12 protein-coding genes and 1 pseudogene are annotated in these 12647 nt (G+C 74.2%); 10 read left to right on the top strand and 3 right to left on the bottom strand.

All coding sequences use genetic code 11. From position 1 onward, the window contains the following. Positions 1-134: 134 nt before the first annotated feature. The 3 genes and pseudogenes from ACTT8P_RS28795 to ACTT8P_RS28785 form a co-directional block, all read left to right on the top strand. Positions 135-376: pseudogene (locus ACTT8P_RS28795) on the top strand (LLM class F420-dependent oxidoreductase); the annotation flags it as partial. 26 nt (positions 377-402) lie between these two features. Beyond that, positions 403-1569 carry an acyl-CoA dehydrogenase family protein gene (locus tag ACTT8P_RS28790; RefSeq protein ID WP_442834689.1) on the top strand — a complete coding sequence of 389 codons (1167 nt, stop codon included), beginning with the start codon at positions 403-405 and terminating at the stop codon, positions 1567-1569. Then, positions 1566-3344: an AMP-dependent synthetase/ligase gene (locus ACTT8P_RS28785; protein WP_442834688.1), complete on the top strand. Its 1779-nt coding sequence runs from the start codon at positions 1566-1568 to the stop codon at positions 3342-3344. The genes ACTT8P_RS28790 and ACTT8P_RS28785 overlap by 4 nt, the downstream gene beginning before the upstream one ends. Positions 3345-3392: 48 nt before the next feature. Here the strand turns inward: ACTT8P_RS28785 and ACTT8P_RS28780 are convergent, their stop codons facing one another. After that, positions 3393-4508, bottom strand: coding sequence for an acyl-CoA dehydrogenase family protein (locus tag ACTT8P_RS28780; RefSeq protein ID WP_442834687.1), 1116 nt, complete (start codon positions 4506-4508; stop codon positions 3393-3395). Positions 4509-4595: 87 nt separating this feature from the next. Between ACTT8P_RS28780 and ACTT8P_RS28775 the strand changes: the two genes are divergently transcribed. Then, positions 4596-5222 carry a TetR/AcrR family transcriptional regulator gene (locus ACTT8P_RS28775; RefSeq protein ID WP_361172716.1) on the top strand — a complete coding sequence of 209 codons (627 nt, stop codon included), beginning with the start codon at positions 4596-4598 and terminating at the stop codon, positions 5220-5222. Between the two features lie 19 nt (positions 5223-5241). Here ACTT8P_RS28775 and ACTT8P_RS28770 read toward each other — a convergent pair whose 3' ends face one another. Both ACTT8P_RS28770 and ACTT8P_RS28765 read right to left on the bottom strand, forming a co-directional pair. Further along, positions 5242-6738, bottom strand: coding sequence for an aldehyde dehydrogenase family protein (locus ACTT8P_RS28770; RefSeq protein WP_442834686.1), 1497 nt, complete (start codon positions 6736-6738; stop codon positions 5242-5244). Next, positions 6735-7649, bottom strand: coding sequence for an oxygenase MpaB family protein (locus ACTT8P_RS28765; protein WP_442834685.1), 915 nt, complete (start codon positions 7647-7649; stop codon positions 6735-6737). Before ACTT8P_RS28765 ends, ACTT8P_RS28770 begins: the two co-directional genes overlap by 4 nt. 260 nt (positions 7650-7909) lie before the next feature. On the opposite strand from ACTT8P_RS28765, the gene ACTT8P_RS28760 reads away from it, so the two are divergent. From ACTT8P_RS28760 to ACTT8P_RS28735, 6 genes are all read left to right on the top strand, one after another. After that, a complete protein-coding gene (locus tag ACTT8P_RS28760) occupies positions 7910-8548 on the top strand; it encodes a class I SAM-dependent methyltransferase (RefSeq protein WP_442834684.1) in 639 nt (212 codons plus the stop codon). 116 nt (positions 8549-8664) lie between these two features. After that, a complete protein-coding gene (locus ACTT8P_RS28755) occupies positions 8665-8853 on the top strand; it encodes a hypothetical protein (RefSeq protein WP_442834683.1) in 189 nt (62 codons plus the stop codon). A gap of 19 nt (positions 8854-8872) precedes the next feature. After that, entirely contained in the window at positions 8873-9574 is a 702-nt protein-coding gene (locus ACTT8P_RS28750; protein WP_442834682.1) for a hypothetical protein, read from the top strand. Next, entirely contained in the window at positions 9571-10533 is a 963-nt protein-coding gene (locus ACTT8P_RS28745) for a DUF6895 family protein (RefSeq protein ID WP_442834681.1), read from the top strand. The genes ACTT8P_RS28750 and ACTT8P_RS28745 overlap by 4 nt, the downstream gene beginning before the upstream one ends. Beyond that, complete coding sequence (locus ACTT8P_RS28740) at positions 10530-11453, top strand: DUF6895 family protein (RefSeq protein ID WP_442834680.1); 924 nt, start codon at positions 10530-10532, stop codon at positions 11451-11453. Before ACTT8P_RS28745 ends, ACTT8P_RS28740 begins: the two co-directional genes overlap by 4 nt. 46 nt (positions 11454-11499) lie before the next feature. Continuing rightward, entirely contained in the window at positions 11500-12573 is a 1074-nt protein-coding gene (locus ACTT8P_RS28735) for a serine hydrolase domain-containing protein (protein WP_442834679.1), read from the top strand. The last annotated feature ends 74 nt before the right edge of the window (positions 12574-12647 follow it).

The following is a 12647-nucleotide window of genomic DNA, read 5'->3' as shown; positions in this document are numbered from 1 at the left end:
AGTCCCTCTGTAGTCTTCATTGACCCGTAACCAAGCCGCCCCTACCTTCTTAGCGAGCGCTAAGTAGGCCGACGGTGGAGGGGTGTTGATGGCTACCGACAGCCGGGTCGCCGACCTGGGCGCCGACGTGGTCCGCGTCGACCGGCCGCGACCTGGTCCGGCCCCAGGTCGCCCTGTACGTCGGCGGCATGGGCGCGCCCGGCCGCAACTTCTACTACGACCTGGTGTGTGCGAACTGCTGTGCCTGGCGGGCCCCGAGGGCTACGTCCGCGACCGCGTCGAGGCGTTCCGCGAGTCCGGCGTGACCATGCTCAACGTCACCCCGGTCGACCCCGAACCGGCCCGGCTGATCGAGCGGGTCAAGAGCTGGCTGTGAGACACCACCCCTGACCCGGAGGCGCCATGGAACGGACCATCTGCACGGCGGAGCACGAGGCGTTCCGCGACACCGTACGCACCTTCCTCAGCAAGGAGGTCCTCCCGCACCACGCCCGCTGGGAACGCGACGGCGTCGTCAGCCGCGAGGTGTGGCGGGCGGCCGGCCGGCAGGGTCTGCTCGGTCTCGCCGTACCGGAGGAGTACGGCGGCGGCGGCACCGACGACTTCCGCTACAGCATGGTGCTCATCGAGGAGTTCGCCCGCGCCGGGGCGTCCGGCCTGGCGCTGAGCCTGCACAACGACATCGTCGGCCCCTACCTGACCCGGCTGGCCACCGAGGAGCAGAAACGGCGCTGGCTGCCCGGGTTCACCTCGGGGGAGCTGATCACCGCCGTCGCCATGACCGAGCCCGGCGCCGGCTCCGACCTCCAGGCCATCCGCACCACCGCCACCGACCAGGGCGACCACTACCGCCTGGACGGCACCAAGACGTTCATCTCCAACGGCATCCTCGCCGACCTGGTGATCGTCGTGGCCCGCAGCACCGCCGAGGGCGGCAGCGGCGGCCAGAGCCTGCTGGTCGTGGAGCGCGGCATGCCGGGCTTCGAGCGGGGCCGCAACCTGGACAAGATCGGCCAGAAGGCGCAGGACACCGCCGAGCTGTTCTTCGACGGCGTACGGGTCCCGAAGGCGAATCTGCTGGGGGAGGAGGACCAGGCGTTCGCCTACTTGATGGCCAACCTCGCGCAGGAGCGGCTGGCCATCGCGGTCGGCGCCGCCGCGGCGGCCGAACACGTCCTGGAGCTGACCGTCGAGTACGTCAAGGAGCGCGAGGCGTTCGGCCGGCCGCTGGCCAGGCTCCAGCACGTCCGGTTCGAGGCCGCCGAGATGGCCACCGAGTGCGCGGTCACCCGCAGTTTCGTCGACCGCTGCGTCACCGAGCACAACGCCGGCCGGCTGGACGCCGTACCCGCCTCGATGGCCAAGTGGTGGGCGACCGAACTCCAGAAACGGGTCGTCGACCGCTGCCTCCAACTGCACGGCGGCTACGGCTACATGACCGAGTACCCGGTCGCCAGGGCGTTCCTGGACAGCCGTATCCAGACCATCTACGGCGGCACCACCGAGATCATGAAAGAGATCATCGGCCGCGCCGTCCTGGACCCCCAGCCCGCCAGGAGGCCGGCATGACCCTGCCCCGGCTCGTGACGCGCAACGCCCGCGAACACCCGGAGCTGCCCGCCCTGTCCTGGCGCGATCCGGCCGCGGCCGGCTGGGCCACGCTCAACTGGGCCGAGGTGGGCGAGCGCACCACCCGGCTGGCGGCCGGATACGCGGCGCTCGGCGTCGGCCCCGGCGACCACGTCCTGCTGATGGCCGCCGACCGGCCCGAACACTGGCTCTCCGACCTCGCCCTGGTCCGCCTCGGCGCCGTCCCGGTCAGTGTCTACGGCACCTCCGCGCCCCCGCAGCTCGCGCACATCGCCCGCAACTGCCGGGCCCCGCTCGCCGTCGTGGAGGGTGCCGCGCAGGCCGCGCTGTGGGAACCGCTGCTGCGTGACCCCGGCACCCCGCTGGCCCGGCTCGTCGTCATGGAACCGGGCCAGGAAGGGGACCACCATCCGTACGCGGCCCTCGGCCGGGCACCGGTCCCGGAGCAGTTCGGCAAGACGCTGGACACCGCCCGCCCCGACGACCCGCTCACCGTCGTCTACACCTCCGGCACCACCGGCGAACCCAAGGGCGTGGTGCTCAGCCACCGCCAGGTGCTGGCCAACGCCCGGGCCCTGGACGCGGTGGTGGAACTGCCGCCCCATGTCGAGCACCTCAGCTACCTGCCGTTCGCGCACATCGCGGAACGCATGCTCGGCATCTACCTGCCCTGCCACCGCGCCTCCCACGTGTACCTGTGCGCCGACCCCGGCGCGGTCGCCGACGCGGTGCGGGAGATCCGGCCGCGGCAGTTCTTCGGGGTGCCCCGGATCTGGGAGAAGCTGGCCGCCGCGGTCCGCGCCGGGCTGGCCCTGCTCCCCGCCGAGCAGCAGCGGGCGGTCGAGGAGGCCGCGCGGGTGGCCCGGGAGCACGTCGGCTGCCGGGAGCGGGGCGAGCAGCCGTCCGCCGAACTGGAAGCCGCGTACGCCGCCGACCGGGAGCGGGTGCTGCTGCCGCTGCTGCGGGCCGGCGGTCTGGACCGGGTCGGCTGGGCGGCCAGCGCCTCCGCGCCGATGCCGCTGGACGTGGTCCGGTTCTGGGCCGGCTTCGGGATCGTCGTCATGGACGCCTGGGGCCTGACCGAGACGACCGGCGTGGCGACCACCAACAGCCCGCGCACCGGCTTCCGGCTCGGCTCGGTCGGCCGGCCCGTGCAGTCGGTCGAGGTGCGGGCGGCCGCCGACGGCGAACTGGAGGTGCGCGGCGCGTCCGTCTGCTCCGGCTACCGCCAGGCGGACGGCTCGACCCGGTCGGTGCTGGACGACGCGGGCTGGCTGCGCACCGGCGACATCGGGCGGATCGACGAAGACGGCTACGTCTGGGTCACCGACCGCAAGAAGGAGATGATCATCACCTCGACCGGCAAGAACGTTTCCCCGGCGCTGGTGGAGAACGCCCTGAAGGAACACCCGCTGATCGGCCAGGCGCTGGTGCACGGCGACGGCCGCTCCTACCTGGTCGCCCTGCTGGTCCTGGACGCCGAGGCCGCCCCGGCCTGGGCCGCCGCGCACGGCGTCGACCCCGGCCCCGGCCCGGCGGACCTCGCCGCCCACCCCGCCGTGCGGCGCGAGATCGACCGGGCGGTCGCCGCCGCCAACAGCCGTCTCAACCGCACCGAACAGGTCAAGCGGTACCGGCTGCTGACCGAGGAGTGGGGCCCGGCCACCGGCGAACTCACCCCGTCCCTCAAGATGCGCCGCCGCGTCATCCGCGACCGCTACGCCGCCGAACTCACCGGCCTGTACGAGAACTGACCCGCGCCCCGCGCACCCCGAGCGGGGAGTGCGCGGGGCCCGCGCCGCCTACAGCCCGTAGCTCTTGCCGATGATGTCCCGCTGGATCTCACTGGTCCCGCCGTACACCGTGGAGACGACGGCGGCCCGCAGATGGCGTTCCATGCCGTACTCCGTGGCGTAGCCGTAGCCGCCCATCAGCTGCACGCACTCCAGCGCGACCCGTTTGGCGGTCTCCGTCGCCTTCAACTTGGCCATCGACGCCTCGCGCGCAAAGAGCCGGTCCGGTGCGGCGTCGCAGTCCGCCGCCACCTCGCGCACCAGCAGCCGTACGCACTCGATCTCCGTGGCCAGGTCGGCGATCCGGTGCCGCAGCGCCTGGAAGGTGCCGACCGGCCGGCCGAACTGCTCGCGCTCGCGGACGTACGCCACCGCGTCGTCGAACGCCCGCCGGGCCAGCCCCAGCGTGGTGGCGGCCAGGAACAGCCGCTCGTAGTTCAGCCCGGCCATCAACTGCCGCCAGCCCGCCCCCACGTCGCCGACCACCGCGTCGGCGGGCAGCCGCACCCCGGTCAGGAAGACGTCGTTGACCTCCCGGCCGCCCATCGTCTCGATGCCCCGCACCTCGACGCCGGGCGTGTCCATCGGGACGTGGAACATGCTCAGCCCGCCGTGCTTGTCCGCGCCGGTCCGGGCCACCAGCAGCATGCTCTCGGCGAGATGGGCGTTGGAGATCCACGTCTTCTGCCCCGCCACCAGCCAGCCCCCGTCCGGCTGCCGCTCGGCCCGGCAGCGCAGCGCGCCCACGTCCGAGCCGGCGCCGGGCTCCGACATGGCGATCGACAGCACCGCGCCCCGCACCGCCCCGCCGAGCACCTCCCGCCGCCGCGCCCGGCCGGCGAACCGCTCGTACGCCTTGGCGGTGATGACGGTGGTGATGAACCCGCCCGCCGGGACCAGGCCGTAGGAGGTCTCCTCCAGGAACACACAGGCGTCGGCGAGACCGCCGCCCGCGCCCCCGTACTCCTCCGGCAGGCAGATCCCGAGCCAGCCCAGGCCGGCCAGCTTGGCGTAGACCTCCGCGTCGTGCGGCCGGTCCCGGCTCCCGCCGGCGCACTCGCGCTTGGCGAAGTCCCGGACGGCGGCGGCGAGATCGGCCTGCTGCTCGGTGAGACGGCTTCCCATGACGATCCTCCGGCTCCATGGATACGCATATATGGCACTTGTGTCTTTGTTGCTGATCTGGGGTATGCCGGTACCGTGAGGGGCACCATGACGATTTCTGCGAACGACTCCCTGCTCGCCCGGGCCATCGCCCGGCCCGAGACGGAGGAGAAGGTGGCGCGGCGCATCCTGGACGCCGCGCTGGAACAGTTCACGACCTTCGGCCTGCGCCGCTCCTCGGTGGACGACGTCGCCAAGCGGGCCGGGGTGTCGCGGGTGACCGTGTACCGGCGCTTCCGGTCCAAGGACGGCCTGGTCGAGGCATGTCTGCTGCGCGAGGGCAGCCGCTTCTTCCAGCAGCTGGACGACGCCGTCGCCGGACTGCCGACGATGGAGGACCGGGTGGTGGAGGGCTTCGTGGTGGCCCTGCGGCACACCAGGGAACACCCGCTCTTCGGCGGCCTGCTGCGGCTGGAGCCCGAGCTGGTGCTGCCCTACTTCACCGTGCAGGGCGGCCCCTCCCTCACCGCCACCACCGACTATCTGACGGCCCATCTGCGCCGCGCCCAGCAGGCCGAGGGCCGCCCGGACTCCGACCCGCGCCCGGTGGCCGAGCTGATGGTCCGGGTCGCCGTCTCCTTCCTGCTCAACCCGGCCGGCTGCATCGAACTCGACGACGCCGACCAGGCCCGCGCCTTCGCCCGCCGCTACCTCGCCCCGCTGCTCGCCGCCTGACCGCCCGCCGCCCGGCCGCTCAGCGCCGTCGATGGAGCCCTCGCACCAGGGCCACGGCACGGGCCCTCACGGCGGCCGGGGTGCGGAACGACGTGAGGTCGAAGGGGGCCGCGAACCGCCGGACGGTGACCGACTGCGGCGCGGCGAAGGCACGCAGGCCGTCCGCCCCGTGGATCCGGCCGAAACCGGAGTCGCCGCACCCGCCGAACGGCAGCGCCGGTACGGCGGCGAAGCCCAGCACCGAGTCGACCGACACCGCGCCCGCGCGCAGCCGGGCCGCGATCCGCGCACCGGTGCGGCGGCCGCCGCAGAACACCGCGGCGCCGAGCGCGTACCGGGAGGCGTTGGCGCGCCGCACCGCCTCCGCCAGGTCCGCCACCGCGTTGACGGCGACCACCGGACCGAAGGTCTCCTCGGTCATGGCGGCCGAGTCCTCGGGTACGTCGGCCAGCACGACCGGCGCCACGAACGGCCCCTCCCACCCGTGAGGCGGGGCGAGTTCGGCCCGCGCCCCGCCGGCCAGCGCCTGCGCGACATGCCGCTGCACCACCGCCACCTGGGCCGGCCTGGTCATCGGCCCGTAGGAGGCGTCCGGCCCCGCCCCCGGGCGCAGCGCGCGGGCCCGCTCCACCACCCGGCGGCACAGCGCGGCGTGCACCTCCCGCACCGCGTAGACCCGCTCGACGCCGGCGCAGGTCTGCCCGGCGTTGCTCATCGCGCCCCACACGATCGCGTCGGCGGCGGCGTCGAGGTCCGCGTCGGCGGCGACGATCACCGCGTCCTTGCCGCCGCACTCGGCCAGGAACGGCGTCAACCGCTCGGCGCACACCGCCATCACCTTCCGCGCGGTGCCCGGCGAGCCGGTGAAGGCGACCTTGTCGACCCCGGACCGGGCCAGCGCCTCGCCGGTCCGGCCCGCCCCGGTGACGACGCCGAACAGCCCGGCGTACTCGGGTACGGCCGCGTCGAACGACTCGGCCAGCAGCACGCCCGTGCCCGGGGTGTACTCCGACGGCTTGAACACCACGGCGTTGCCCGCCGCCAGCGCGTAGCCGATCGAACCCATCGGCGTGTACACCGGGTAGTTCCAGGGGCCGAGCACCCCGACCACCCCCAGCGGGCGGTACACCAGCGAGGCCGTCTGATGGGCCGCGAGCAGCCCGGTGCGGGCCCGCCGCCGGCCCAGTACCCGCCCGGCGTTGCGCGCCGCCCAGTCCAGGTGGCCGAGGGCCAGCAGCACCTCCAGCTCGGCGTCCTGGCGCGGCTTGCCGGTCTCCGCCGCCACCGCCCCGGCCACCGCGTCCAGTTCGTCGGCGAGCCGGTGCTTCCAGCGCAGCAGCAGGGCCCGCCGCCCGGCCGCCGGGAGCGCGGCCCAGCGGACCTGGGCCTCCCGCCCACGGTCCACCGCCCGCGCGATCTCGGCCGGCCCGTGCACCGGGTGGGCGGCGAGCACCTCGCCGGTGGCCGGGGCCCGGGAGACGAACGTGGCGGCCGGCTGCGGGGTGGTCCGGGTCATCGGCGCTCCTTGGAATCGGCGGATGCTTCCTGTGCGCTCCGCTCCTCGGCGAGCGGCTCCAGCGGCCTGCCCTGGGCCCAGTGCGGGCCGAGGTCGTCGAGGGTCCAGCCGAACGGATAACTGCGGGGCCGCTGCCGGTACCGCCACCAATCTGGGCGGGCCGGCATCCGGCGTACCAGCGCGGCCCGGGTGCGCAGGGCGCGGTGCGCCGCCGCGCGCAGCCAGCGCGGCTCGGGGGCGAACCCCAGCGCGGTGAGCAGCGGTTCGTCGAGCAGGGCCAGCGAGAGACGGGCCACCAACGGCCGCACCGGCCGCGGATACCAGCCGGTGAGCACCCGCAGGGTGGCCGCGGCGACCCGGCGGTTGGCCGGGTCGTAGGCGAACATCTCCCGCTCGTAGGCGTCGAGGAGCCGCTCGAACCCGGCGTAGTCGGCGGGCAGGCCGGTGATGCCCATCAGCTCGCCCATCCGCCGGCCCACCAGCGCCAGGCTCTCGGTCTCCTGCCGGCACAGCGGCCGCCAGCCGTACCGGTCGATCCACCGCTTCGGCCCGACCACGGTGGTGGCCAGTACGTAGCGGTAGTCCTCGTTGGGTATCCGGTAGCGGCCGTGGATGCGGTTGAGATGCCGGGCGGTCGCCTTCCCGTGCGCGGAGTCCAGGCCCTCGCGGACCATCTCGTAGGCGATCAGCACCGTGTCGTCGTACCGCTTCTGGCCCGCCCGTTCGAACTCCTGGGTGCGGTCCAGCAGTCGGGAGATGCGCGGTACGCCGTAGTCGCGCAGGAACGCGACGGAGACGCCCTGCGTGTAGTCCCAGGGGAACTCGTACTGGGTGAGTAGCCAGAAGATCCGCTCGTGGTCCGTGCGCGGATCGAGTCGCTCGATCCGCCGGAGCCGGCTGTAACGGCCCATGCGCTGATGCCTCCCGGTAGCGAGAGAGAGCCGAAGAGAGTCGAAGATACAAAAACTATCGACTTGTTTCACGAGGCGCGTCAAGGCTCCGGACACGACATGACACGACACGGCACGACGGACCGATCTCGAACGGGCGACCCGCCCGCTTTGCCGAACCGGCAAAGTCGTTCGCCGTCGGCGCGGCGTCCGGGGCAGGCTCGTCGGTGCGGCGCCGCGCTCCCGCGGCGGCCGACCCACGTCCGTCCCGGAGGCACCCCATGACCAGCAACCCCCTGTCGGCCCGGCCCGCCGAGTTCTGGGAGTCCCGCTACCGCGCCTTGGGCCGGGTCTGGAGCGGACGCCCGAACGAACTGCTCGTGCGCGAGGCGGCCGGACTGACGCCGGGCACCGCCCTGGACCTCGGCTGCGGCGAGGGCGGCGATGCCGTGTGGCTGGCGGCCCGGGGCTGGCGGGTCACCGGCGTGGACATCGCCGCCACGGCCCTTGAACGCGCCGCCGCACACGCCGCCGAGGCGGGCGTCGGGGACCGGATCGGCTGGCAGCGGCACGAGTTGGGCGAGTCGTTCCCCGCGGGCACCTTCGACCTGGTGAGCGCGCACTACCTCCAGTCCCCGGTCGCCCTCGACCAGCGCGGCGTGCTGCGCCGGGCGGCCGCCGCCGTCGCGCCCGGCGGCACCCTGCTGCTGGTCCTGCACGCCGGCTGGCCGTCCTGGCAGACCGAACCCCCGTTCGACGCCGAGTTCCCCACCCTGGACGGACTGCTGGCCGACCTGGAGCTGCCGGACGACGAGTGGACTGTCGAGACCCGCGAGACCGTCCGCCGCGCCAGCGCGTCCCCCGACGGCGTCGACGGTTACCGCGAGGACCACGTGTGGCGGCTGCGGCGACAGCAGTGATGTCCGTTTTGTTGAAAAAGTTACCGTATGAGTTTTTTTGAGAGATAGGCATGTTTTGTGACTGGGGGGACACCTGTGGTGTGAAGGCTTTTGGCCGACCAGAGGGAGATGGTGACATGCCTTCCAAGGACACGGTGACCGAAGAGATCACCCGCACCCCGAACATCGACATCGACGCGGTACTCGACCCGGCCGAGGCGGAAGGTGTCTTCCGCGACAGCCGCGAGTGCGCGGCACTGGCCCTGTCGGGCGGTGACTACGGACTGCTGCTGTCGCCGCCGACCCCGCGCCCGAAGAAGGGCTGACCTCCGACAGGAGCAGTGAATGCACCAGCCAGGCACTTCGTCCCTCCTGAAGGACGCGGTGCGGGAATTGGCTACCGGCGTGGCCTCCGCTCTCAGCAGCGGGGGCCACGGCCCGGTGTCCGGGGACCTGCCGCCGGCCGTCGGCGCCGACGGCTTCGCGCCGGCCGCCGTCCGGGTCCTGGGAGCCGACTTCCTGCTGCCGCACCGTCTCTTCGGCACCCGCCCCGGCGAGGGCGAACTCGCCCTGTTCCGGCAGGCCGTGGAGAGCTACCCGCCGCGCGCCGACGCCGCGCCCACCGTGGTGTGGAGCCACTGGGCGATGACCCGCACGCTGCACCGGCTGACGGGACCCGGCCCGGCCGGCCCCGGCCCCGGCCCCGAACCTGGCGCCGGCTGGCTCGACGTGGCCGACTGGCGGACCCTGACCCACCAACTCGCGATCCTGGCCCCGCTCGCGCTGCCCGGCGAGGACTGCGCCGTGGCCCGCGTGGCCCGGCAGCGCCCCCTCGACCTCGCCCGCGGCTTCGTCCGCGCGGTCCGCCGCCGCGACTGGCTCCAGGCGGCCGGCGCCGGCCGCTGGCTGACCCTGCTGGACGGCGTCCCGCACACCCTGGGCCTCGGGTCCGGGCTGGACTTCGTGGAACTCATGGCCGACGGCGACCCGCAGGTGGGCCTCCAGGTACGGGCGGCCCGGCAACTGCGGACCGGGGCACTCGTGTGAGCGCCGTGACCGTCCGGGCGGCGGCCCGGGATGTACGGGACGTGGCGGAGACGGCACTGGCCTGGGCGGACGGCCACCGCGCCGACTTCACCCTGGGCGAGGACGCCCTCGCCGCGTACGCCGAGGTGAACCGCACCTGGAAGCCGCTCGGCGAACTCGCCCAGGTGTGCGCCACCGTGACCGCGCTCACCGCTCCCGCGGACCCCCTGCACACCCGCGCCCGCGACCTGCTGGCACACGCCTGGGAGCAGACCGGCCGGGGCGCGCTCTTCCGCGCCCTGCAACGCCAGGAACCCTTCGCGACGTACCCGCTGGAGGTCTACGCCGCCTTCGCCGCGGCCGGACTGCGGCACCGCGGCTACGAGCGGGCCGCCGCCACGGTGGCCCGCACCCGCGGCTGGCGGCTCACCGAACAGGACCCGACCCGCCGGCTCGGCGTCCGCGCCGCCGAACGGCACAGCGGCATCACCCGCACCGGCACCCCCGACGCGCTGCGGGACGGCACCTGGCTGGGCGGCCTGCCCGAACCATGGACCTTCGAACGGTCCGCCGGCTACGCCCTCACCCATGTCGTCTTCCACCTCACCGACTGGGGCCGGGCCGGCCCGGCCGGCGTCCCGGCCCGCCTCGCGGAGTATCTGACGCAGTGGCTGCCGCCCTGGCTCGACACCTGCCTGGACGCCGGCCTGTGGGACCTGAGCTGCGAACTCCTCGCCGTCGCGGCCGGCGTGCCGGGCTCCCTGGACCCGCCCGCCCTCCAGGAGGGATGGCAGCGCCTGGCGGCCGCCCGGCATCCCTCGGGCGCGCTGCCCGAGGTGGCCGCGGCACCCGCCGACGACTTCACCCACTGCTACCACTCCACCCTGATGACCGCGTTCGCGGCCACCCTCACCCACGTACACCTCACCGACGTACACCTCACCGACGTACACCTCGGCGGACAAGGAGCGCTCGGATGACCGCCACGCGCCTGACGCACACCGTCGGGGCCCGCGCCCTGGAATGGCTGTGGGCCCACCGGGACGGTTTCCGGCTGGAGCCCGACGTGGACCCCGAGGTGGGTTTCCTCCAGCGCTTCAAGCCCATCGGCGAGCTGGCCCTGATCTGCAAGGTGCTCTTCCGCGAGGGCGTGGCCGGCTCCCGGCAGACCCGACTGGCCCGCCAACTCCTCGACCACGTCTGGCGCGAGACCCTGGACGGCGGCCGGATGCTGGTGCGCGGCCAGCGCACCGAACCGATCTCGTCCATCCCGTTCGAGGTGTACCTGCCCTTCAAGGAACTCGGCCACAGCCAGCCCGAGCTGGAACGGGCCGCCGTCCTCAACCACCGCCTGGACAGCTGGGCGTCCTTCGAGCGCACCCCCACCCGAAGACTGGGCCTGGCCGCGTTCCAGCGCCGCTTCGGCCTCACCCCGACCCCCTCCGAGGCCGAGGCCCTGACCCAGACCTGGCTGGCCCGCACCCCCGAACCCTGGACCGTCGAGGGCCACATCGCCTACGACATCACGCACGCCGTCTTCCACCTCACCGACTGGGGCGAGAACCCGGCCGGCCTGCCGCCGCAGGTCGCCGACTACCTCGCCGCCTGGCTGCCGGCCTGGCTCGACGACTGGACCGACCTGGAGCGCTGGGACCTGCTCGGCGAACTCCTCGTCGTCGACGCCTGTCTGCCGGAGCCCACCCTCGACGAGCGGGCCTGGGAGGCGTTCGCCGCCGCCCAGCAGCCCGACGGCGCGATGCCCGCGATCCGCGAGATGCCCGAGGGTGACCCCGACGAGGTGTTCGACATCGTCTACCACCCGACGCTGGTCGCCGCCTTCGCCTCCACCCTGGCGACCTCCCGCTCCTTCACCGCGCTCGCGCACACCGCCACCTCATGAGCACCCGGACCGCGCGCTCCCTCACGACACCCGCGTGGAGCGCCCGATGACCGCCCCGACCGCGCTCTGGCCGAACGCCCCCCTCGACGACCCCGCCGCAGGCGGCGACCCCGGTTCCGCGGCGCAGGACGCCGAGCGGCTCGAGGCCGCCGTCGCGGCGTCGGACGCGCCCGACACCGTGTTCGCGCTCTCCCGGCACGGCCGCCGCACCGTCCGCTCCGGCGGCACCGCCCCGTCCCCCGGCGCCGCGCGCGAGGACCTGCGCTACGAGATCGGGTCGGCGACCAAGACGTTCACCGGACTGCTGCTGGCCCGGCTGATCCGGGCCGGCCGGCTCACCGGCGGCGAACCGGCCGTCGCCTGTCTGGCCCCCGGCCGGGACGCCGGAGCCGACCCGGTGACCCTCGCCCACCTCATCACCCACACCGCCGGACTGCCCGCCCTGCCACCCGGCTTCCGCGCCCGCGCCCTGCCGGCCTGGCGCACCAACCCCTACGCCCGCTTCCCGGCCGACCGGGTCGTCGACGCCTTCCTGCGGCATCGCCCGCACCGCCGCCCCGGCACCCGCTGGCGCTACTCCAACTACGGCGTCGCCGTGCTCGGCCACGCCCTCGCCGCGGCCACCGGCACCGCCTGGGAGGAGTTGCTCACCGGCCACGTGCTGCGGCCGCTCGGCCTGGCCGGCACCGCCCTCGCCCCCGAGGGCCCGGCGGCCGACGCGGTCGGACACACCAAGGACGGCGGCGCCCCCGTACCGCCCTTCGACGCCGGCGGCTTCCAGGCGGCGGGCGCCGTCCGGGCCACCCCGCACGACCTGCTCACCTTCCTGGAGGCGCACCTCGACCCGGACGGCTCCCCGGCCGCCGACGCGCTGCGCGCGGTCCGGGTCCCCGTACTGCGCCGCGGCTGGGACCACCGCCACGTGCACACCATCGCCTGGTTCCGGCACCCCGTGGACGGCGGGCCGTTGTACTTCCACAGCGGTGCGACCCTCGGCCAGCAGGCTTTCCTCGGCTTCCGGCCGGACACCGGCACCGCGCTGGCCGCGGTCTGCACCCGCCGCTTCCGCGCCCACGACCCGTTCGTCGCCGGCGCCTACGCCCTCCTCGCGGAGAGCTGAGCGGACGGCTGAGCAGACGGCTGAGCGGACCGCCGAACGGCGTCCGGCCCGGGGCACCTTCCCCGGGCCGGACG

It is taken from the genome of Streptomyces sp. JW3 (assembly GCF_052216785.1).
Lineage (GTDB): Bacteria > Actinomycetota > Actinomycetes > Streptomycetales > Streptomycetaceae > Streptomyces.
This window is presented reverse-complemented; position numbering and strand designations above follow the sequence as displayed.

Excerpts from the sequence above, each read along its gene's own strand:
- ACTT8P_RS28735 (WP_442834679.1), top strand. The coding sequence starts at position 11,500 with ATGACCGCCCCGACCGCGCTCTGGCCGAACGCCCCCCTCGACGACCCC.
- ACTT8P_RS28750 (WP_442834682.1), top strand. The coding sequence starts at position 8,873 with ATGCACCAGCCAGGCACTTCGTCCCTCCTGAAGGACGCGGTGCGGGAA.
- ACTT8P_RS28780 (WP_442834687.1), bottom strand. The coding sequence starts at position 4,508 with ATGGGAAGCCGTCTCACCGAGCAGCAGGCCGATCTCGCCGCCGCCGTC.
- ACTT8P_RS28785 (WP_442834688.1), top strand. The coding sequence starts at position 1,566 with ATGACCCTGCCCCGGCTCGTGACGCGCAACGCCCGCGAACACCCGGAG.
- ACTT8P_RS28740 (WP_442834680.1), top strand. The coding sequence starts at position 10,530 with ATGACCGCCACGCGCCTGACGCACACCGTCGGGGCCCGCGCCCTGGAA.
- ACTT8P_RS28765 (WP_442834685.1), bottom strand. The coding sequence starts at position 7,649 with ATGGGCCGTTACAGCCGGCTCCGGCGGATCGAGCGACTCGATCCGCGC.
- ACTT8P_RS28760 (WP_442834684.1), top strand. The coding sequence starts at position 7,910 with ATGACCAGCAACCCCCTGTCGGCCCGGCCCGCCGAGTTCTGGGAGTCC.
- ACTT8P_RS28770 (WP_442834686.1), bottom strand. The coding sequence starts at position 6,738 with ATGACCCGGACCACCCCGCAGCCGGCCGCCACGTTCGTCTCCCGGGCC.
- ACTT8P_RS28775 (WP_361172716.1), top strand. The coding sequence starts at position 4,596 with ATGACGATTTCTGCGAACGACTCCCTGCTCGCCCGGGCCATCGCCCGG.
- ACTT8P_RS28790 (WP_442834689.1), top strand. The coding sequence starts at position 403 with ATGGAACGGACCATCTGCACGGCGGAGCACGAGGCGTTCCGCGACACC.
- ACTT8P_RS28755 (WP_442834683.1), top strand. The coding sequence starts at position 8,665 with ATGCCTTCCAAGGACACGGTGACCGAAGAGATCACCCGCACCCCGAAC.